The organism is Streptomyces sp. NPDC098789 (genome assembly GCF_044759975.1).
GTDB lineage: Bacteria > Actinomycetota > Actinomycetes > Streptomycetales > Streptomycetaceae > Streptomyces.
Map to the genome: position 1 here is coordinate 181,387 of NZ_JBIWAJ010000014.1, position 21,487 is coordinate 202,873.

13 protein-coding genes are annotated in these 21,487 nt (G+C 73.6%); 10 read left to right on the forward strand and 3 right to left on the reverse strand.

The genetic code is table 11. From position 1 onward, the window contains the following. Positions 1-4: 4 nt before the first annotated feature. The 7 genes from ACIQWR_RS26750 to ACIQWR_RS26780 all read left to right on the forward strand — a co-directional run bounded on the left by ACIQWR_RS26750 (position 5) and on the right by ACIQWR_RS26780 (position 11,101). A complete protein-coding gene (locus ACIQWR_RS26750) occupies positions 5-1,186 on the forward strand; it encodes an energy-coupling factor transporter transmembrane component T (RefSeq protein WP_404014343.1) in 1,182 nt (393 codons plus the stop codon). Continuing rightward, a complete protein-coding gene (locus ACIQWR_RS26755) occupies positions 1,183-2,925 on the forward strand; it encodes an ABC transporter ATP-binding protein (RefSeq protein WP_404014346.1) in 1,743 nt (580 codons plus the stop codon). The genes ACIQWR_RS26750 and ACIQWR_RS26755 overlap by 4 nt, the downstream gene beginning before the upstream one ends. Further along, the gene (locus ACIQWR_RS26760) at positions 2,922-3,740 is read left to right on the forward strand and encodes an ECF transporter S component (protein WP_404014349.1); all 819 of its coding nucleotides are present in this window, start codon (positions 2,922-2,924) and stop codon (positions 3,738-3,740) included. Before ACIQWR_RS26755 ends, ACIQWR_RS26760 begins: the two co-directional genes overlap by 4 nt. Before the next feature lie 117 nt (positions 3,741-3,857). Next, on the forward strand, positions 3,858-5,210 hold the full coding sequence (locus ACIQWR_RS26765; protein WP_404014352.1) for a hypothetical protein: 1,353 nt from the start codon (positions 3,858-3,860) through the stop codon (positions 5,208-5,210). Positions 5,211-5,281: 71 nt separating this feature from the next. Beyond that, the gene (locus ACIQWR_RS26770; protein ID WP_404014354.1) at positions 5,282-7,471 is read left to right on the forward strand and encodes a hypothetical protein; all 2,190 of its coding nucleotides are present in this window, start codon (positions 5,282-5,284) and stop codon (positions 7,469-7,471) included. Positions 7,472-7,747: 276 nt separating this feature from the next. Next, entirely contained in the window at positions 7,748-9,712 is a 1,965-nt protein-coding gene (locus ACIQWR_RS26775) for a DUF11 domain-containing protein (RefSeq protein WP_404014356.1), read from the forward strand. 144 nt (positions 9,713-9,856) lie between these two features. After that, positions 9,857-11,101: a serine hydrolase domain-containing protein gene (locus ACIQWR_RS26780; RefSeq protein ID WP_404014359.1), complete on the forward strand. Its 1,245-nt coding sequence runs from the start codon at positions 9,857-9,859 to the stop codon at positions 11,099-11,101. Between the two features lie 28 nt (positions 11,102-11,129). Here ACIQWR_RS26780 and ACIQWR_RS26785 read toward each other — a convergent pair whose 3' ends face one another. Continuing rightward, positions 11,130-12,134, reverse strand: coding sequence for a BtrH N-terminal domain-containing protein (locus ACIQWR_RS26785; protein ID WP_404014362.1), 1,005 nt, complete (start codon positions 12,132-12,134; stop codon positions 11,130-11,132). Between the two features lie 160 nt (positions 12,135-12,294). On the opposite strand from ACIQWR_RS26785, the gene ACIQWR_RS26790 reads away from it, so the two are divergent. Next, positions 12,295-14,385, forward strand: coding sequence for an FUSC family protein (locus tag ACIQWR_RS26790; RefSeq protein WP_404014365.1), 2,091 nt, complete (start codon positions 12,295-12,297; stop codon positions 14,383-14,385). Here the strand turns inward: ACIQWR_RS26790 and ACIQWR_RS26795 are convergent. Together ACIQWR_RS26795 and ACIQWR_RS26800 are read right to left on the reverse strand one after the other, a co-directional pair. Further along, positions 14,375-15,643, reverse strand: coding sequence for a cytochrome P450 (locus ACIQWR_RS26795; protein WP_404014368.1), 1,269 nt, complete (start codon positions 15,641-15,643; stop codon positions 14,375-14,377). The two genes, ACIQWR_RS26790 and ACIQWR_RS26795, sit on opposite strands and share 11 nt — an antisense overlap. Positions 15,644-16,022: 379 nt before the next feature. Next, positions 16,023-16,292, reverse strand: a complete 270-nt coding sequence (locus tag ACIQWR_RS26800; RefSeq protein WP_404014371.1) for a hypothetical protein — start codon at positions 16,290-16,292, stop codon at positions 16,023-16,025. 269 nt (positions 16,293-16,561) lie between these two features. Here ACIQWR_RS26800 and ACIQWR_RS26805 point away from each other — a divergent pair, with 269 nt between their 5' ends. Next, positions 16,562-17,986, forward strand: a complete 1,425-nt coding sequence (locus ACIQWR_RS26805) for an esterase/lipase family protein (RefSeq protein ID WP_404014374.1) — start codon at positions 16,562-16,564, stop codon at positions 17,984-17,986. Next, positions 17,983-21,487, forward strand: a 3,505-nt coding sequence (locus ACIQWR_RS26810) for a tetratricopeptide repeat protein (RefSeq protein WP_404014377.1), incomplete at its 3' end; no start/stop codon positions are given. The genes ACIQWR_RS26805 and ACIQWR_RS26810, both read left to right, overlap by 4 nt.

Below are 21,487 nucleotides of genomic sequence, written 5' to 3' on the forward strand. Positions count from 1 at the left end.
CCGCGTGGCACGCACCACCGCGGCGGCCGCGCCGCCCGCGGCCGACTCCGCGCCGGACGCGGGCGGCCGCCGTCTGCCCCGCACCCTGCACCCGGTCGCCTGGTGGATCTGGGCCCTCGCGCTCGCGACCGCCGTCAGCCGCACCAACAATCCGCTGCTGCTGTTCCTCGTCCTGGCCGTCCTCGGCTACGTCATCACCGTGCGCCGCACCGACGCCCCCTGGGCCCGCGGCTTCAAGTACTACCTCTACCTGGCGCTGACCGTGGTCGCCATCCGCGTCACCTTCCGGGCGGTCTTCGCCACCGGCATCACCCCCCGCGACCACTTCCTCTTCTCCCTCCCCCACATCCCGACCCCCGACTGGTACGCGGGGATCCAACTCGGCGGCCCCGTCTCCCTGGAGGCGCTGCTCTCGGCCGCCACCGACGGGCTGCGCCTGGCCTGCATGCTGTGCTGCATCGGGGCGGCCAACACCCTGGCCAACCCGAAGCGGGCGCTGCGCGTGCTGCCCGGCGCGCTGTACGAGCTCGGCGTCGCCGTCACCGTGTCCCTCAGCGTCGCGCCGCAGCTGGTCCAGAGCGTGCAGCGGGTGCACCGGGCCAAGCGACTGCGGGCCGGCCGCTCGAAGGGGCTGCGGGCGCTGCGCGGGATCATCGTCCCCGTCCTGGAGGACGCCCTGGAGCGCTCCCTGCGCCTGGCCGCCGCCATGGACTCCCGCGGTTACGGGCGCGCGGGCACCGCCACCCGCCGCTCCCGCCGGCTGACCGGGGCGCTCATGCTGCTCGGGATGTGCGGACTGTGCGCCGGGGCCTACGGGCTCCTCGACGCCACCGCCCCCAAGCTCCTCGGCCTGCCCGCCATGGGCGCGGGCGCGCTGCTGTGCTTCGCGGGGCTGCGGCTCGGCGGGCGCCGGATCACCCGGACCGCCTACCGGCCCGACCCGTGGCGCGCCGCCGAATGGTCCGTCGCCGGTTGCGGGGTGCTCTCCGCCGTCCTCCTCTTCGCCAACGTCGGCTTCAACGCGGCCGAGCTCAACCCCTCGATCTACCCGCTCAGTTGGCCCACCCTCCCGCTGGTCCCCGCGGCCGCCGTGCTGCTGGCCGGGGCCGCGGGCTTCCTGGCACCGCCGCCGGCGCCACCCGCCCGACCCGTCGTCCCCGCACAGCGCACCGAGGAACCCCAGTGATCACCTTCGACCAGGTCTCCGTCCAGTACGAGGACGCGTCCGGGCCCGTGCTGCGCGATGTGGACCTGACCGTCGAGGAGGGCGAACTCTGCCTCGTCGTCGGTCACACCGGCGTCGGCAAGTCCACCCTCCTCGGCGCCGTGAACGGGCTGGTCCCGCACTTCACCGGGGGCACCCTGCACGGACGGGTCACCGTCGACGGCCGCGACACCGCGCACCACCCGCCCCGCGAACTCGCCGATGTCGTCGGGGTGGTGGGACAGGATCCGCTCGACGGGTTCGTGACCGACACCGTCGAGGAGGAACTCGCCTACGCGATGGAGCAGTTGGCGGTGGCTCCGGCGACGATGCGCAAGCGGGTCGAGGAGACCCTCGACCTCCTGGGCCTGGCCGACCTGCGCCACCGCGCCCTGCACGAGCTGTCCGGCGGCCAGCAGCAGCGCGTCGCCATCGGGTCCGTCCTGACCGCCCACCCGCGCGTCCTGGTCCTGGACGAGCCGACCTCCGCGCTCGACCCGACCGCGGCGGAGGAGGTGCTGGCCGCGGTCACCCGCCTCGTCCACGACCTCGGGGTCACGGTCCTGCTGGCCGAGCACCGCCTGGAGCGCGTCGTCCAGTACGCCGACCGGGTCATCCACCTCCCCGGCGACGGCCGCGTCGTGTCCGGGCCGCCCGCCGAGATCTTCCGTACGTCCTCCATCGCGCCGCCGATCGTGGAACTCGGCCGGGCGGCCGGCTGGTCACCGCTGCCGCTCTCGATCCGCGACGCCCGCCGCGCCGCCGCGCCGCTGCGCACCCGGCTGGCGGACCGCACCGCGCCGCCGGTGCGCCCGGCGCCCGCGGCCGATCGCCCGGTGCTCCTGCGCGCCCGCGGGGTCACCGTCACCTACCACGGCGTCCCGGCCGTGCGCGAGGTCGACCTCGCGCTCCACGGCGGCGAGGTCACCGCGCTCATGGGCCGCAACGGCTCCGGCAAGTCCTCCCTGCTCTGGGCGCTCCAGGGCTCGGGCCCCCGCAAGGCCGGGAGCGTCGCCGTCAGCGCCGAAGGGGACGGGGGAGTCGAAGGGGGCGCCGCGAAGCCCCGGGACCCGAAGGACCTCTCCGCGGCCGCGGCCCGCCGGCTGGTGGGCCTGGTCCCGCAGACCCCCACCGACCTGCTCTACCTCGAATCGGTCGAGCAGGAGCTCGACCAGGCGGACAGCGAGTCCGCGGTGGGCGGGGACGACGTACGGGCACGGGCGATCCTGGACCGGCTGGCGCCGGGCATCAGCGGCGCCACCCACCCCCGCGACCTCTCCGAGGGCCAGAAGCTCGCCCTCGTCCTCGCGATCCAGCTGACCGCCGCGCCCCGGGTGCTGCTGCTCGACGAGCCCACCCGCGGGCTCGACTACCGTGCCAAGGGGGAACTGATCCGCATCGTCGACGACCTCGCGGCGGAGGGCCGCACCGTGGTGATCTCCACCCACGACGTCGAGTTCGTCGCCCGCGCCGCGGACCGCGTGGTGGTGATGGCCGAAGGGGACGTGGTCGCCGACGGCCCCACCACAGAAGTCATCGTCGCCTCCCCCGTCTTCGCCCCGCAGACCGCGAAGATCCTCGCGCCGCTGCCCTTTTTGACGGTGGATCAGCTGGCGTCCGTACTCCCGGCGACCGCGCCGCCCGCTCCCGGGGCCGCTCCTGCTCCCGCACCCGGGGCCGGGACCGCGACCGCGACCGACGGAACGGACCCGCACGCGTGAGCACGTACACCGCGGCCATCCGGATCCGCGCCCGGGCCGGGGTCGTGATCGCCATGGCGGCCTTCCTCGGGATCGTCGCCTTCTTCTGGCCGTTCCTGGTCGCGCCGGGGAAGTTCGGCTCGAACTACGCCCCGCCGCTGATCTTCGGGGTGCTCCTGGTCGTCGTGCTCTGCGTGGTGATCTCCGAGATCGCCGAAGGGGGCATCAGCTCCAAGGCCCTGGCCATGCTGGGCGTGCTCTCCGCGGTCAACGCCGCCATCCGCCCGTTGGGGGCGGGCACCGCCGGGATCGAGACCGTCTTCTTCATCCTCGTCCTGGCCGGGCGGGTCTACGGACCCGGTTTCGGCTTCACGCTGGGCTGCACCTCGCTCTTCGCCTCCGCCCTCATCACCGGTGGCGTGGGGCCGTGGATGCCGTACCAGATGTTCGGCTGCGCCTTCGTCGGCATGCTCGCCGGTTTCCTCCCGAAGGCCTCGGGGCGCCGGGAGGTCGCCCTGCTCGCCGGCTACGGCTCGGTGTCCGGGTACCTCTTCGGCTTCCTCCTCAACCTGTCCTTCTGGCCCTTCTCCCTCGATCCGAACAGTTCCCTCGCCTATCTGCCGGGCCTGCCCTTCACCGAGCAGTTCCACCGCTACCTGGCCTTCGACCTGGCCACCTCGCTGGGTTGGGACACCGGACGCGCCGTCACCAACTTCGTCTGCATCTGCCTGGCGGGACCGGCGGTGCTCACGGTCTTCCGCCGCGCCGCGCGCAAGGCCCGCTTCCAGGCCCCGATCCGCTTCGAGCCGCCCCGCACCCCTCCTCCAACGGATTGAATCTGATCACCCATTAGCCATAAACGATCACGCAAAGTACCTCGATAGCGCGATTTATGTGAATAGCTGACCGCACCGCTCCACCCCTGGGGAGACGGATCCTCCGAAGGGTGTGCGATGCGACGCGTCTTTGAGAACCGGCCCGGCGGCTCGTACGGGCGGGGCCGCACCGCGTTCTGCGCGGTGGCGGCCTGCTGGTTCCTGCCGCTGACGCCCGCGGTCGCGGCGCAGCCGTCCCCGTCGGCGCCGCCCCCGTCCCCCGACGCGCGGGCGGCGGCCCCCGCGGCCGTGCAGGAGTCGGAGAGCGCCGACCTCGCGGTGTCGGGCGCGCTGCGGCCCGGCGCGTCCGGGGCCCGGGAGCAGCGCGAGGGCTCCGCCGCGGCGGTGCGGGAGACCTTCGACTACGTCGTGACGGTGACCAACCACGGGCCCTCCACCGCCCGCCAGGTCCGCGTCACCGACCGGCTGCCCGCCTCCCTGGAATTCGTCTCCTCCCGCGACGGCTGCACGGCGCGCGGTACGACGGTGGTGTGCGGGCCGTTGGCCTCGCTGTCGGTGGGCTCCTCGCACGCGTGGGTGATCACCGTGCGGTTGGCGGCCGACTACCGCGGGGACGGTGCGGACATCGTCAACGAGGCGGTCGTCGACGCGGCGACGTCGGACCCCAACTCCCGCAACAACATGACGTCCCTGACGGGCCTGAAGGTGCCGCCCAGCGCGCGGACCGCGGACCTCTCGCTCCGCAAGACGGCCCAGCTCGCCAAGGGTCGCGAGCACGTCCGGCCCGGCGAGAAGTTCACGTACCTGATCTCGGTGCACAACCAGGGCCCGGGCACGGCCCGGCAGATCACCGTCACCGACCTCTTGCCCTCCTCCCTCACCCTGCTCTCCTCGCCCGACGACTGCGTGAGCGAGCAGGGGCAGGACCGACGGGTGGTGTGCCCACCGCTCGCGCGCCTGGCGGCCGGAGAGACGGCGGAGTTCCGGATCACCGTGCGCGCCGGCGCCACCGACCGGGCGAACCCTCCGGCGAGCATCTGCACGCCCCTCCAGAACGTCGCGCGCGTCACCAGCGCGAGCTTCGATCCCGATCTGTCGGACAACGCCAACGCGCCGGACACCACCGGACCCGGCGGTGGCCGGCTCTGCCTGGTCTCCGACGGCGGCAAGGACCACCACGGCGACCACGGCGATGACAGCGATGACGACGGCAACGACGACGAGGACGGCGAGGACGGGCGCGACGACGCGCACGAAGGACACGACGGCCATGGCGGGCACGGCGGGCACGGCGGGCACGAGGACCACGGCGGCCGGGGCGAGCACGGTCGCGAGGACCAGCACGGCGGCCGCGGCGACCTCGCCGACTCCGGAGCCGCCGTGCCGCCGTGGCTGCTGGGGGCCTCGGCCTCCCTGGTGGCCGGCGGCGCCGCCCTGCGCACGGCCTTCCGCCGCCGGTCCCGGGCGTGAGCCCTGGCCCCGCCCCGGATCGACGCCTCCCGCAGACCACCGCCGAGCGAGCAGACGAGGAACCCACCGGAATGACAGTGCCCTGGAGCCCGACCCCGAGCCCGGGCCCGCGCGGGAGCCGCGCCGGGGGCCGGCCCGGCCGGTGGCGGCGGGCCGCCGCGCCGCTCCTGTGGGCCGCCGCCCTGTTGGTGCCGCTCGCCCCGGCGGCCTCGGCCGCGGCCCCGGTCCCCGGCCCGGACCCGGTCGGCGTGACCCGCGCGCCGGTGGACGGCCGAGGCCCGCGGGCCCTCACCTTCCCCGTCAACGAGACTTTCGACAGCTCCACCAACCTGGGCACCACCAGCGGCAACGCGAGCTATCCGGGCGGCGGTTGGCTGCGATTGACGTCCGCGAGCACCGCCCAGGCCGGCACCTGGAAGACGAAGGACTCCTTCTCCTCCAGCCTCGGCATCCTCGCCGAGTTCAGGTACGCCACATACGGCGGAAGCGCCATCGAGGGCAAGCGCGGTGACGGGCTGTCGTTCTACCTGACCGACGGCGCGGCGGCCGACGGCATCGGCCCGTCCGGCGGCAGCCTCGGCTACGCCTGCACGGGCCCGTTGCCGACCCGGTGCACGGCTTCGGGCGTTCCGGGTGCCTACCTCGGCATCGGCCTGGACGAGTTCGGCAACTTCTCCACGGACGTGGTCGGCAACGGCGGACCGGGCAACCAGCCGAACAAGATCGTGGTGCGCGGCGGCGGCAGCGCCTCGACGGGCTACCGCTACGCCACCGCCGTGGACGGGCCGGGCAAGACCGTGGAGACCGGCAGTCGCGACAAGGAACGCACCGTGCGCGTCTCCCTGCTGCCCAGCGGTACGAAGATGCTGCTGTCGGTGTGGTCCGACAGCGGCCCCGGCACCACCATGACCCAGCTCATCACCGACTACGACGTCACCGGGATCACCGGCCAGCCCAAGCTGCCCGACACGCTCAAGGTGGGCTTCTCCGGCAGCACCGGCGGCGCGACGAACAACCACGAGATCGACGACCTCAAGATCAACGTGCCGGCCAACCTCACGATCACGAAATCGGGCTCTCCCACGACCGTGCCGGCGGGCGGTGGGCCGGTCACCTACACCCTCACCGTCTCCAACAGCCAGGCCAACGAGGTCACCGGCGCCGCCGTGCGCGACACGGTGCCCGGGCTGACCGGCGTCACCTGGACCTGCCGCGCCGGCACCGGCGGCACCTGCGGCCGGGCCTCCGGCAGCGGGAACGCCCTGGACACGACGGCCGACTTCAAACGGGGCGGATCGGTCGTCTACACGATCACCGGCACCGCGCCGGCGCAGCCCGTCACCCTCACCAACACGGCCACCGTGACCGCCCCGGCCGACCGTACGGACACCAATCCGGCCGACAACAGCGCCACCGCCCCCGACACGGTGGTGACGGCGCGCGCCGACGTCGCCGCGCTCAAGGAAGGGGTCGGGTCCGGGCCCGTGGCCCCCGGCCAGGAGTTCGACTACAAGATCACCGCGCGCAACCTCGGCCCTTCCCACACGACCTCCGTCAAGGTGGCCGACACGCTTCCGGCGCCGCTGCGGTTCGTCTCCTCCCCCGACGGGTGCACGGCCTCGGGCCAGCAGCTGTCCTGCCCGGTCCGCGCCGCCCTCAATGCCGGGGCGGACGCCTCCTGGACCGTACGCGTCCGGCTGGACGCGGCTTACGAGGGCGACGGCTCGGACCTCGGGAACGTCGCGACGGTGCAGCACGCCGTGACCGACCCGCAGCCGGCGAACAACACGAGTGCGGCCGCCGCCCCGCCCGGCGGAGTGGCGGCGCCCCGGGCGGACCTCTCGCTGACCAAGGCCGCCGAGAGCCGGTCCCCCGTCGCACCCGGCGAGACCTTCACCTACACGGTGACCGTGCGCAACGCGGGCCCGTCCGTGGCCCGCCGGGTCTCCGTCACCGACCCGCTGCCCACGTCGCTCGCCTTCGTCTCCTCGGCCGGGGGCTGCTCCGCCGTCGGCCGCGACGTCACCTGCGCCGCGGAGGCGACGCTGGCTCCGGGCGGGGTCCGCTCGTGGACCTTCACCGTGCGCCTCGACCCGGCGTACAGCGGTGACGGCACGACGTTGCGGAACACGGCGACCGCCCGGTCGGACACCGCCGATCCGAACCCGCTCGACAACCAGGGCTCCGACGGCGCGCCCGGGGGACGGGTCCGCGCGCCGAGCGCCGACATCGAGCTGGCCAAACGGGCCGTCGCGGGCTGACCGGGCCCGCCCGCTCGACCCGCTCCGCCCCCGCTCCACCACCCCGCTCCCCCACCGACTCCCGTACCGCGCGCAAAAGCGCTCCGTACGGCCCCTGTTCCCCCCGCTCCCTCCCCCCGCACGAAACGGAAACGATGCGCGATGACGACGACACCAGGCCGGCGGCCGGCGGTGTAGGCCCTGGCCCCACTGCTCTGCGCCGCGGCCCTGTGGACCGGACCGGTCCCCGCCGCTGCCGCGGCCGCCGCACAGCCCGGGGGAGGGCAGACGGTCGAGGTGACGGCACGGCGTGCCAAGGCCCCCGGTCACCTGATCACCTACACGCTCACCGCGAAGAACAAGGGCCCGTCGGTGGCCCGCAACGTCACCGCGACGGACAAGCTCCCGGCCGGGATCTCCTTCGTGGGCTCCTCCGACGGCTGCACCGCCGTCGGCCAGACCGTCACCTGCGGACCCGAGCCGCAGTTGGCCGCCCAGCAGTCCAGGAGCTGGACCTTCCAGGCACGGCTGAGTCCCTCGTACCAGGGCGACGGCAGCGACCTCGGCAACAGCGCGACCGGCACCTCGGACGCCACCGACCCCGATCCGGGCAACAACAAGCCGGCTCCGGTGCTGCCGCCGGGACCCTTCGATCCCGTCTCGGACCTGGCCACCGTCAAGATCCCGCTCGGTGCGGGGCCGACCGTCCCGGGCCAGGAGTACGAGTACGCGATCAGCACGACCAACAAGGGTCCCTCCGACGCGCGCAACGTCAAGATCGTCGACACCCTGCCCGACGGCCTGACCTTCGTGTCCTCGGCCGACCCCTGCGCGGCGTCCGGACGGACCGTCACCTGCGGCCCGTTGGCGCGGCTCGTCCCGGGCGCCGAGGTGGTGTGGACCTTCAAGGTCAAGCTGGACGCCGCCTACGCGGGTGACGGCAGCGACCTGCGCAACACCGCGACCTCCTCCTCCGCGTCCAAGGACCCGGAGCCCGCCGACAACACCTCGCACGCCGTGCTCCCGCCGGGCGGGGTGACCGAGCCGCGGGCCGACGTGTGGACCACGAAGCGGCCCGCCAACGACACCCCGATCGCTCCGGGGCAGACCTTCGAGTACGTGGTGACCGCGCACAACGACGACCCCTCCCGGGCCCTGGACACCACCGTCACCGACAAGCTGCCCGCGCAGCTCGCCTTCGTCTCCTCCCCCGACGGCTGCTCGGCCACCAACGGCACGGTCACCTGCGGCCCGGTGGCCGTGCTGGACCCCACGGGCTCCCGGACCTGGCGGTTCACCGTCCGCCTCGACAGCGGCTACACCGGCGACGGCTCCGACATCCGCAACACCGCCACCGCCACCTCCCGGACCAAGGACCCCAAGCCGGAGAACAACACGAGCAGCCCGGCGGGCCTGCCCGGCAGCAAGGTCAACAAGCCGACCGCGGACGTGGCCGTGACCAAGCAGGCCGTCGGCACGAAGCCGCCGGTGCCGGGCGAGACCTTCGACTACCGGATCCTGGTCACCAACAACGGCCCGTCGGCCGACGCCTTCAACGTCAAGCTCTCCGACAACCTCCCCGAGGGCCTCTCGTACGTGGCGTCCTCGCCCGCGGGGTGCACCGCCGCCGGACACCTGGTGTCCTGCAAGCGGACGACCCCGCTCAAGGTCGGCGAGACCATCGAGTACCTGCTCACCGTCAAGGTGGATCCCGCGTACAGCGGCGACGGCAGTGACCTGAAGAACACCGCCCAGGTGACGGCCGACAACATCGACCCCGAGAGCGGGAACGACAAGAGCACCGCGACCGTGCCCGGCGGGCACGTCACGGATCCCGCCGCGGACCTCGCCATCACCAAGAAGCCCGTCCAGAGCGCCCCCGTGGCCCCGGGCGAGACCTTCGACTACTCCCTGACCATCACCAACAACGGCCCCTCCCAGGCCGAGCAGATCACCGTCTCGGACACGCTGCCGACCGCGCTGAGCTTCGTCTCGGGCGACGCCACCTGCACCTCCGGACGGACCGTCACCTGCGGCCCGCTGCCGAGCCTGGCGCCGGGGGCCTCGATGACCTGGGTGATCAAGGTGAAGCTGGATCCGGAGTACACCGGCAACGGCTCCGACATCCGCAACACCGCCACCGTCGACTCCCTCACCCACGACCCCGACACCAAGAACAACACGAGCGCGGCCGCCGGCCCGCCCGGCGGCAAGGTCAAGGACCCGACGGCGGACCTGGAGGTCGGCAAGACGACCCCCTGACCCCGTACGGCGACACCCGCCCGGCGCCGCGCGCCGGGCGGACCCGGGCCCGCTCCGTCCCGCCTCGCGGCGGGTGCGGGGCGGGCCTACGGTGGTGTGGCTGTGTTCTCTCACCTGGGTCCTCGGACGACAGGAGATCGTGCGGTGAAGCCAACCCACATCCGGCTGCGCCGGGCCTGCGCGGCTGCCGCCGCGGCGGGCGTGCTCGCCGTCCCGGCGGTTTCGGGCTCGGCGTACGGTGCCACCTCCCCGGCGCCCTCCCCCACCCCCACCACCTCCTCTTCCACGGCCCCCACTACGGACGCGGCCTTCCCGCAGCTCACTCCGGCCGTCGCCGCGCAGTTGGACGCGGCCGTGCGCGAGGTCATGCGCGCGACCGGGGTGCCGGGAGCGACCGTGGGGCTGTGGGCCCCGGGCAAGGGCAGTTACGTGAAGAGCTTCGGCGTCGCCGACAAGGTGACCGGCGAGCCGATGCGCGGCGATCTCCGCGTGCGCATCGGCAGCGAGACCAAGACCTTCACGGTCACCGCCCTCCTCCAACTCGTGGACCAGGGCAAGGTCGGCCTGGACGACCCCATCGCCACGTTCGTCCCCGACGTGCCGAACGGCGACCGCATCACCCTGCGCGAACTGGCCGGCATGCGCAGCGGGTTGTTCAACTACACCCTCGACCCCGGCATGATCAAGGCCTTCGAGGGCGATCCCGCCCAGAGCTTCGAGCCGCAACAACTGCTCGACTACTCCTTCAAACACCCGGTGCAGTTCGCGCCCGGAGCGAAGTTCGAGTACTCCAACACCAACCTGGTACTGCTCGGCCTGGTGGTGGAGAAGGTGACCGGGCGTCCGCTGCACGACGTCATCGCGCAGGACGTGTTGGAGCCCGCCGGGCTGCACGACACGCTCTTCCCGACGGACAGCCGCCTCCCGGATCCGCACGCGCACGGCTACACCGACCAGACGGCCTCGGGAAAGATCGAGGACGCGACGGACTGGAACCCCTCCTGGGCCTGGGCCGCCGGCGCGATGATCTCCGACCTCCAGGACCTGCGCAGTTGGGCGCGGGTGCTCGCCACCGGCACCCTGCTCACGCCCGCGACCCAGGCGGAGCGGCTGAAGACCACCCCGATGGACATCCCGGGAGCGGGCTACGGGCTCGGCATCTTCGACGTGCAGGGCTGGATCGGCCACAACGGCTCGCTGCCCGGCTACGAGACCCTGACCGTCTACCTGCCGCCGGCCCAGGCTACGATGGTCGTCGTCCTCAACACCGACGTGGACACCAAGGGTCAGGAGCCGAGCACGCTCTTCGGCGAGGCGGTCACGCAGATCGTGACCCCCGACCACGTGTACCCGGGCCACAAACCGCTGGTCCCCAAGAAGAGCGGCTGAGCCGCTCCTCCCCCCGAGCCGCTCCGCGCTACTTCCCCAGGGCGCGGACGGCCCGACCCTCCAGCTCCACGCAGCGGTCCACCCGCTGCGCCAACGCCTCGAAGAGCGCGCCGCGCCCCTGCGCGTCGGCCCCGGCGTCGGCGTCCCGGGCGAGCACGGCCAGTTCCGACCAGTGGCGGGCGGACTCGCGGAAGAGTCCGGCCGCCTCGGGGCGCCCGACCAGATCGAGGAAGTCGGCGTACAGCGGCCGGGTCGCCCCCGGGGCGGTCCACTCCTCCTCCAGGCAGGCGTGGAGCCGCCCGGTGCCGGCGCGCAGGGCTTCGGGGGAACCGCCGAACCGGTGCTCCCATCCGGTCCCGGTGGTCCGGTCGCGCAGCTGCGCGGCGAACTTCTCCATCCCGGAGAAGCCGAAGTTCGCGTCGAACTGGTTCCCCAGGACGGGCCCGGTGAAGTGACCGACGGTAGAGGCGATCGCCCCGTCCACGTCCGGCTCCCCCTCGGCCGGCCCGGTGGGCACGATCAGCTGGTGGCGCCCGTTGCGGTGCGCCGTCCAGGCCGCCCCGAACTCCTCGCGGTCGATCCGGTGCGGAGTCTCGGCGCCGTCCTCGATCAGCAGGTCGTCGCCGTCGTAGCCGGCGATGACGACGGTGTAGGGGTCGGCGCCGGTCATCTCGGCGTCCGGGTCGGCCGCGTGCCAGGGCAGGGAGGAGCGGTCGACGACGCAGAACGCCGGCTGCCCCTCGTCCAGTGCCGCCCGGACCCGGCCCCAGCGGGGCTTCATCGCGCGCGTGGCGTCGTACGGGACCCCCAGCCGGCCGAGCGCGACCTGCACCCAGGGCTCGGGGTGGGCCTGGGCCACGATCGTGGCGATGGGGGGCCGGCCCTCGTACTCGAAGACGAAGTACATGAAGCCGACGCCCCCGGCGAGGCCCGCGACGAGTTCCTCGTCGTGGACGCTGCCCAGGGCGTGCCGGATCAGGGAGGCTCCCCGGTGGCGTCCGGTACCGAAGTCTTCGTACACGAGCACAGTCATGCGCCCAGCCTAGCCGCGCCGTGGAGGCGAAATGACCTCCCGTGCGGGGGGTGACGCGCTCACGCGCGGCGGCGCCGGCTCGGGTGCGGGCGGGGCTGACCGATCTATCGGTCAGGGGCCGCGTGTGGTGGCTCCGGGCCGACGGTCCGATGCTGGAGTCATGGGCGTCCACGGTGGACCGACGGGCACGACGCGGCGCGCGCTGCGGACCACGCTCGCCGCCTGCGCCGCGTTCTTCGTGTGCCTGTACGGGCTGGACCGGCCCGTCGCGGCGACGTACGCGCTCTTCGGGGTGGTCTCGATGGCCGCGCTCTCCCACGTCCCCGGCACCGGGCGGCAGCGGGCAGCAGCCCTGGTGCGCACGGCGCCCGTCGCCTGGGCGCTGGTCACCGTAGGGAGCTACCTCGCGGTGCGGACCTGGAGCGCCGTGGCCGGCATGCTGGTGATCGGCTTCCTGCTCGCCTTCGCGGCGGCGGCCGGCCCCCGGGCGGCGGGAGCCGCTCCCGGGCTGCAACTGCTCTACATCCTGCCGTGCTTCCCGCCCTACGCCCCGGACACCCTGGTCGAGCGGCTCGCCGGGGTGACCTTCGGGCTGGCGCTGCTGGTCCTCGCCGAGGCCTTCGTGCTGCCCGAGCCGCGCGCCCCCGCCTACCGGGAGCTGGCCGCCCGGGCCGCTGTGATCGCGGCCCGCTGCGCGGGCGAGCTGGGCCGCGAGCCGTACCGGCTGTCCCCTGCTTCGGCGCGGGCCGCCCAGGCCGCCGGGGAGTCCCTGCGGCCCTTCCGGGTCACGGAGGCCGAGCGTCCCGCGGGGCCGGGGCTGCGCGACCGCGCCCTCGGCCACGCGGGGCTGGCCGCCCGTACCCTGCTGGGCCGGCTGGTGAACCTCCCCGCACCTCCGCCGGGCGAGCGGCCGCCGGACCCCGAACCGGAACTGCTGCCCGCGCTGGCCCGGTCCGCGACCGGGACCGCGGCGCTGTTGCGCGGCCCCGCCGCCGCGATCGACCCGGCCCGCACCGCCGACGACAGTGACGCGCTGCGCCTCGTACGGGCGCGGGCGACGGCCCGGGGCGCGGACGAGCGGCCCACGACCGCGGCCCGGGGCCTGCGCCGGGCGGCCGCGCTGGAGGCGGCCGACGCCGCGCTGGCCTTCTCCACGGCGGCCGAGCTGGCCGTTCGGGGCCGCCGGGCCGACCCGCCGGCCGAGACCGATCCCGGCCGCTTCTGGTACGCCGGGCAGCGCGCCCCCCGGCTGTGGTGGCACCGGCTGGCCGCGCACGCCGGGCCCCGGTCCGTCTACTTCCAGAACGCCGTCCGGATCAGCCTCGCCCTGGCGGCGGCCCGTACGGTCGCGGGCGTGGAGTCGCTGCCCCACGGCTTCTGGGCGATGCTCGCCGTGCTCAGCCTGACCCGGACCACCGCCGCGCAGACGCGGGCGACCGTACGGCTGGCCCTCACCGGCACGCTGGTCGGCGCCCTGGTGACCGCGGCGCTCCTGGCCCTGGTCGGCGGGCGGACCACCGTCTACGCCGTGGCCCTGCCCTTCGTCATGCTCCTCGCCTTCACGGTGGGGCCGGTGCGGGGCGTGGGCTGGTCCCAGGGCATGTTCACCCTCGTCGTGTCCTTCGTCTTCGCGCAGCTGGCTCCCGTGACCTGGCGGCTGGCCGAGGTCAGGATCATGGACGTGGTCATCGGCAGCCTGATCGGCACCGTCTTCGGACTGCTGGCCTGGCCCCGGGGCGCGCAGGAGGAACTCCACCGGGCGGTCGCCCTGATGCTGGCGCGGGCGGCCGATACGGTCGAGGCCGCCACGGCGGGGGTGGCCGCGGGCGGATCGGGGGCCATCCCCGACGACCGCCCGCTCCAACTCGCCGTCTCGCTCGCCGAGTCGGCGTTCGCGCAGCACCAGAGCGAGCCCCGCCCCGCCGCCGGCACCGCGCCGGACTGGCAGGCCGCGATCCTGACCGGCCATCACGTGCTCTGGGGATCACGGCGGTTGCTCGGCCGGGGCGGCAGGCGCCTGCCCGGGGGCGAGGGCGGGTGGCTGCGCGAGCGCGCGGGCGCGGTGGCCGCGCTGATGCGCGGCGCGCCGGACGCGGCGCCCCCGGAAGCGGTGCGTGCGGGCAGGGCGGTTCCGGACCTCGCCCCGCCGCGGTTCTTCGCCGCCCTCGCCTGGCTGGACTCGCTCACCAGGGACGTGGAGCACTGGACCGCCTCCGGCGCCGGTCCCGAGCAGCGGATCCCTACCAGGTGAGCGGCAGTTCGAGGGGGTGGCGCCACAGCGATCCGGTGTTCCAGCGCACCTCCTCGGCCGGCGTCGCGAGCCGGAGGCCGGGGAAGCGGTGCAGCAGCGCCGCGACGGAGACCTGGAGGACCATGCGGGCCAGGTGCGATCCCAGGCAATGGTGAGCGCCGTAGCCGAAGGCCATGTGGGGCGCGGAATCGGTGCGTTCGAAGTCGATCGCGTCCGGCCGGTCGTACACCGAGCCGTCCCGGTTCGCCGTCAGGTAGGAGACCTGGACGGTGTCGCCGGCCCGGATCAGCACCCCGCCGAGCTCGACGTCCTCCAGCGCGACCCAGGGGGTGCCGACCCCCTGGCGGAAGGGGATGGAGCGGAGCAGCTCCTCCAGCGCCTGCGGCAGCAGTCCGGGACGGGCCCGTAACTCGTCGAGCCGGTCGGGGTGGGTGAGCAGGGTGTAGACGATGTTGCTGATGGCGTGCGCCGTGGTGTCGTGCCCGGTGACCACCAGCAGCATGGTCAGGACGGCGAGTTCGCCCTCCGTCAGGGTCTCGTCCCCGATCCGCGCGGTGGCGAGCGCGCTGATCAGATCGCTGCCGGGGCGGCGCCGGCGGGCGAGCGAGAGCGCACCGAAGTACGCGCGCAGGCGCGCCTCGGCCCCGACCGCCGCGGCCCGCCCGTCGGGGTGCATCGACGTCATGGCGGTGGCCCACGCGCGCAGCCGGGGCCGGTCCTCCTCGGGCACGTCCATCAGCTGATAGATCGTCAACAGGGGGATCTTGTGGGCGAGGTGGGACACCAGGTCCGCGCGCCCGTCCTCGGCCACGGCGGCCGCCATAGCGTCCAGCAGGCCGTCGACCGTCGTACGGACCCACGGCCGCACGGCTTCCACCGCCGGGATGGTGAAGGCGCCGATGACGAGGCGGCGGACCCGGTTCAGTACCGGTGGATCCATGAGGTTGATCGACCCGTCCGCGACGACGGGCACCGGGGTGGTGCGCGGGAAGTCCTGTCCGACGAGTGCGGCCCGGCTGAAGCGGCGGTCGGAGGTGACGGTGCGTACGTCGGCGTACCGGGTCACCAACCAGCAGTCGCCCTGCCCGTACGGCATGGCGATGCGCGTGATCGGCGCCTGCGTCCGCAGCCGGGCCATGGCGGGGTCCGGCTCCAGTGCCACGTCGTGGCGGAAGGGGCAACTGCGTACGGTCTCGGGGCCGGTGGGGTCGGCGTCCGTGTCGGCGTCCGTGTCGGCGTGGGGGCGGGCGTGGGTCATCGGGGCACTCCTTGTCGGTGCGGCGGGTCGGGGTGGCGGCCCGGGGGCGGGGCCGGCGGTGCGGTGATGCGCGCGGTCACTCGCAGGGGTGACGGGTCGGGTGGCACGATGCCACTCCCCCGCCGACCCGGGGCTCCGCGCCGCGGCGCGCGGCCCCGGGGGCCACCAAGACCGTTTGTTCACAAGGACGTTCGGGCGTTGCCGACCGGCGTGGTAGCGCAGAGAAGTGGAAGATCATGTGCCCGTTATAACGGTCACACACGCCCCACTGGTACGACCCGTTCACACGGCACCGGCACCGGCGCGGTGGTGTATGTACGGCGGGGCGGGCGGTTCAGGACGCGGCGACCCGTCCGGCGGGCCGCCGCGCCCCGCCGGGTCACTTCTGCGCCAGGACCCCCGCGCCGGTGTGCTCGGTACCCGGAGCCGCCTTGATGGTCTGGCTGTACTGGTTGTCCTTCGAGGCGGGCCGCACCTTCTGGGCGGGTACGTGGTCGGTTCCCGGAGCGGCCTTGACCGTCTGCTGCCGCTGGGAGTCCTTGCCCGGGGCGCCGCCGTGGCCGTCCGCGGCGTGAGCGGCTCCACCGAAGGCGACGGTACCGAGCAGGACCGCGGCGGAGGTGGCGACGATGCGCTTGCTGATCTTCATGTGGGGCTCCTTGGAGTGGCTGTCCGTCGGGCTGTCCGACTGACACCACCGAACCTAGGAGAAAGGGACATTTCGCCGCTCTAACGTCATCGGGGTCCACAGGGCCCGCGGTCTTACGCCCCGCCGACCCGACACACGACCCGACCGCGACGCACGGATCGACCCCTACGGAGGAGTTGACTTGTCCGATTGAACGGTCGCGGTGTCCGCGTGTCTGGTAGTTATCGACGCTCCGGGGCGGAGCCCTGACGAGCACGGGGGTGGGTACGGTGCGACGCGAGCCGATCGAGGACCTGGTGGTGGTGGTCCCGGGCATTCTGGGCAGCCGCCTGGCGGTGGACGGCCGGGAGGTGTGGGGCGCCTCGGCCGGTGCGCTCTGGCAGGGCATCCGGACCTTCACCGGCTCCGTGAAGGGCCTTCGGCTTCCGAAGGACCTCGGTGACGGGCATCCCGGGGACGGCGTCGTGCCGGTCGGGCTCGTCCCGTCCCTGCACGCGCTGCCCGGAGTGTGGCCGCTGGTCGACGGGTACAGCGGCCTGCTCGGCTGGCTGGAACGCACGTTCACACTGCGCCGCGCACTGCCGGGCGAGCGGGCGGACACACCCGTGAACCTGGTCGAGTTCGCCTACGACTGGCGGCTGTCGTGCCGCTACAACGCCCGGTTACTGGCCGCCCGGGTGGACGAAGCACTGGGGCGGTGGCGGGCGTCCGCGCCGCACCGCGCGGATGCCCGGGTGCGGCTGGTGTGCCATTCCATGGGCGGGCTGGTGGGCCGGTACTACGTGGAGTGCGCGGGCGGCGCCGAGGTCACCCGGCAACTGATCACGCTGGGGACCCCGCACCGGGGGTCGATCGGGGCACTGGAGTCGCTGGTCAACGGGCACCGGATCGGCGGTGAGCGGCTGGGGGTGGACCTGAGCTGCTTCGGGCGCAGCCTCCCGTCCACCCACCAGCTCACCCCCGACTACGCCTGCCTGGAGGGCCCGGACGGGCTGCGGTACCCGAAGGAGATCGCCGGCGGCCTGAACGGCGTGGATCCGCTGCTCCTCGAAGACGCCGGGCGGTTCCACGCGGAGATCCGTGACGCGGCCCGCGAACGCGTCCGGCGGGGCGGAACGGACCGGCTGTGCCTGCCGGTGGTCGGCGTACGGCAGCCCACCCCCACGACGGCCGCCGTCGAAGGCGAACGCCTGCGGCTGATCGAGACCATCGAGGGCAACGACGAGGGCGGGGACGGGCGGGTGCCGCGGTTCGCCGCCTACCCCGCCGAACTGCCCCTGGACGACTCGACCGTGCGGGCCTCGTTCGCCACCCACGGCGCGATCAAGGGCCACCCCGGCGTCCTGGAGGACCTGTTCGACTGGCTCGCCCCGGCACCCCGCGTCTACCGCGGCGCGCAGGCCGGCTATCCGCTGAGCGTGCGGGCCCCGGACTACCTGGCGACGGGCGAGTCGCTGCCGGTGGAGGTCGCGGTCGCCACCGAGCGCGACGGGGCGGACGAACTCTCCGTCCGGGCCACCGTGACCGGTGAGGGCGTCCGCGAGGAGCGCACGCTGCGCAACCTCGGCGGGGGCCGCTACGCGGGGGCGTTCCCCGGCCTCGCGCCGGGAGCGTACCGGGTCGCCGTCCACGCCTCGCGCGACCACGAGGACACCGCGGTGACCGCACTGACCCTCATCGGAGGCGACGCATGACCCACAGCGAGCACACCGACGCAGCCGGCGCCGCATCATCCGGCGCCGTATCCGTCCCGGGCACCTTCCTGGCGACCGTGTACGACCGCTACGAGGATCCGGCCTTCCGTCCGCTGCCCGGCGCCATCGAGCAGGTGGACGAACTCGCCGATGCCCTCGCGCCGTTCGGATACCGGCCGACCGTCCTGAAGAACCTCGGCCAGGGCGGCCTCGTCGACGCTCTGAACGAGTGGCGCAAGCGCTGGCGCGCCGACGGGAACCACGGCCCGGCCGTCGTCGCCTGGTCCGGACACGCGGAGATCGACGCCAAGAGCAACTTGCGGCTCGTCACCCGCGCGACCGCGAAGGACGACCTCGGGCCCCCCGACCTCTTCTACTACGACCCCGAACGCCTCGCCGGCCAGGTCCTGTACAGCGGTGCGGACCAGATCCTGATCCTCCTCGACACCTGCCACTCCGGCGCCGGCACCCTCGGTGCCATGGACCACGCTCTGACCGCCTGGAGCAACCGCACCCTGCCCGAGCCCCGCACCTCCTGGCTCGGCGTGCTCGCCGCCTGCCAGGCCCACGAGAAGGCGGCGGGGAGCCGGGGCCTGCTCCTGGAGACCGTGCTGCGACTGCTGCACGACGGCCCGAGCCGCTCCGGCGCGCAAGGGCACGAGAAGCCGGGCCGGTACCGGCACGAGTGGAGCGTCCGCAACGAAGGCATCACCGGAGACACCCTGGCCCAAGCCGCCATGGAGGACTGCCGCGACAGCGGGCAGGTCCCCGTCTGGGCGTCCACCGGCCGGCCCAAGCCGATCTTCCGCAACCCGCTGTGGCGCCCGCGCGCCGGTGAAGCGCTGGTGGAACACCTGGTGCTCGCCGCCCGGGGCATCGACCCCACCGAGGAAGGTTGGTTCTTCACCGGGCGGCGCCGCGCCCTGGAGGAGATCACCGCCTGGCTCGCCGAGGGCGCGGCGGGGATGTTGCTGCTGACCGGCAGCGCAGGGGTCGGAAAGTCGGCGGTCGCGGGCCGCATCGCGGCGCTGGCCCACCCGGCGGAACGCGCCGCCGTCATGGAGCACGCTCCCCTGTCGCAGGACGACCCGGACCCGGGTGAGGGCAGCGTGGACGCCGCGCTGCACCTGCGGGGCATGGGCGTACAGGACGTGGCCGAGGCGCTCGCCGACAAGCTGGGCCTGCCCGAGCCGAAGACGCCCGCCGGCCTGATCGCCGACCTGGAAGGACTCGAAGCCACGGGCGCACGGCGCCACGTACTGGTCCTGGACGGCCTGGACGAGGCCACGCCCGGCCAGTCCGGGCCGATCGCCGAGCAGCTGCTGGTCCCCCTGAGCCGGTTGTGCACCGTACTGCTCGCCTCGCGGGACCGGCCGTTCCAGCCCCACCTCGAACCCGGCGAGACCCTGGAGGCAGCGCTGACGCGCACGGTGGGCGCCGCCGTACGGGTCCTCGACCTCGACCAGCAGCCCGACACCGCCGCCGACATCGCCGACTACGTACGCAAGCGCCTGGCGGTCGACGGGCTGCCCGGTGAGCTGGCGGCGGAAATGGCCCCGGTCCTGGCCGAACGGGCCGCCGGCAGCCGGGGAGGCTTCCTGTTCGCCCGGATCGTCGCGTCCGCACTCGCACGCGACCTGGCCGCCTCTCCCGGCCGGCCGTGGCGCGAGCAGATTCCGGCCACCATCTCCGAGGCCCTGACCCGCGACCTGGCCACCGGTGCCGCCCTGCACCGCGACGGCCAGGACCTGCCGCACGCCGCGGACGACCTGCTCGCCGCGCTCGCCTGGGCCGCGGGCAACGGCATGCCCGCCCACGGCGTCTGGCAGACCGCCGCCCGGGCCATCAGCCGGCACGGCACGGTGTACAGGCCCGCGGACATCGACTGGCTCCTGGCCCACTACGGCCGGTACATCGTCGAGGACAGCGACGGCCACCAGGCCGTGTACCGGCTGTACCACCGGGAACTCATCACCCACCTCCGGAAAGCGCCGGCGACTGCCGCCGGGGACGGCCATCCGCCCGCACTGGCCATCGTCCGCTCGTTCGTGGACTTGACACTGGAACAGACCGCCGAGGGCGCCATGCCGGACCACGCGAACCCCTACCTTCAGCGGCACCTGTCCGACCACGCCCTCTCCGCCGGCGGCCCCGGGGTCACAGCACTGCGGCAACTCGCCGAGGTCAATCCTGACGCCTACCTCCCCGACTTGTCCGGTGCTCTGAACCACCTCGGCATCCAACTCGCGGAGATCGGAAGGCATGACGATTCACTCGCCCCAGCCGAAGAAGCCGCCACCGTCTACCGCGCACTCGCCCAAACCAACCCCGACGCCTACCTCCCCAACCTGGCAATGTCGCTCAACAACCTCGCCATCCAGCTCGGGGCGATCGGGCGGCGGGGGGAGGCACTCGCCCCAGCCCAAGAAGCCGCCACCCTCTACCGCGCACTCGCCCAAACCAACCCCGACGCCTACCTCCCCAACCTCGCCGGCTCCCTCAACAACCTCGCCGTCCGGCTCGCGGAGATCGGGCGGCGGGGGGAGGCACTCGCCCCAGCCGAAGAAGCCGCCACCGTCTACCGCGCACTCGCCCAAGCCAACCGCGACGCCTACCTCCCCAACCTGGCAATGTCGCTCAACAACCTCGCCAACCGGCTCGGGTCGATCGGACAGCGCGACGAAGCACTCGACCCAGCCCAAGAAGCCGCCACCCTCTACCGCGCACTCGCCCAAACCAACCCCGACGCCTACCTCCCCAACCTCGCCAGCTCCCTCAACAACCTCGCCACCCGGCTCGCGGAGACCGGACAGCGCGACAAAGCACTCGACCCAGCCCAAGAAGCCGTCCAGATCCGTCGCACACTCGCCCAAGCCAACCCCGACGCCTACCTCCCCAACCTGGCAATGTCGCTCAACAACCTCGCCGTCCAACTCGGGTCGATCGGACAGCGCGACGAAGCACTCGAGCCAGCCCAAGAAGCCGCCACCCTCTACCGCACGCTCACCCAAGCCAACCCCGACGCCTACCTCCCCAACCTCGCCGGCTCCCTGACCAACCTCGCCAACCGGCTCGCGGAGATCGGACAGCGCGACAAAGCACTCGCCCCAGCCGAAGAAGCCGCCACCCTCTACCGCACGCTCGCCCAAGCCAACCCCGACGCCTACCGCCCCAACCTCGGCGGCTCCCTCAACAACCTCGCCGTCCGGCTCGCGGAGATCGGGCGGCGGGGGGAGGCACTCGCCCCAGCCCAAGAAGCCGCCACCGTCTACCGCGCACTCGCCCAAGCCAACCCCGACGCCTACCTCCCCGACCTGGCAATGTCGCTCAACAACCTCGGCGTCCAACTCGGGGCGATCGGGCGGCGGGGGGAGGCACTCGCCCCAGCCGAAGAAGCCGCCACCGTCTACCGCGCACTCGCCCAAGCCAACCCCGACGCCTACCTCCCCAACCTCGGCGGCTCCCTCAACAACCTCGCCAACCGGCTCGCGGAGACCGGAC

Excerpts from the sequence above, each read along its gene's own strand:
- ACIQWR_RS26800 (WP_404014371.1), bottom strand. The coding sequence starts at position 16,292 with ATGAAGATCAGCAAGCGCATCGTCGCCACCTCCGCCGCGGTCCTGCTC.
- ACIQWR_RS26785 (WP_404014362.1), bottom strand. The coding sequence starts at position 12,134 with ATGACTGTGCTCGTGTACGAAGACTTCGGTACCGGACGCCACCGGGGA.
- ACIQWR_RS26770 (WP_404014354.1), top strand. The coding sequence starts at position 5,282 with ATGACAGTGCCCTGGAGCCCGACCCCGAGCCCGGGCCCGCGCGGGAGC.
- ACIQWR_RS26795 (WP_404014368.1), bottom strand. The coding sequence starts at position 15,643 with ATGACCCACGCCCGCCCCCACGCCGACACGGACGCCGACACGGACGCC.
- ACIQWR_RS26790 (WP_404014365.1), top strand. The coding sequence starts at position 12,295 with ATGGGCGTCCACGGTGGACCGACGGGCACGACGCGGCGCGCGCTGCGG.
- ACIQWR_RS26765 (WP_404014352.1), top strand. The coding sequence starts at position 3,858 with ATGCGACGCGTCTTTGAGAACCGGCCCGGCGGCTCGTACGGGCGGGGC.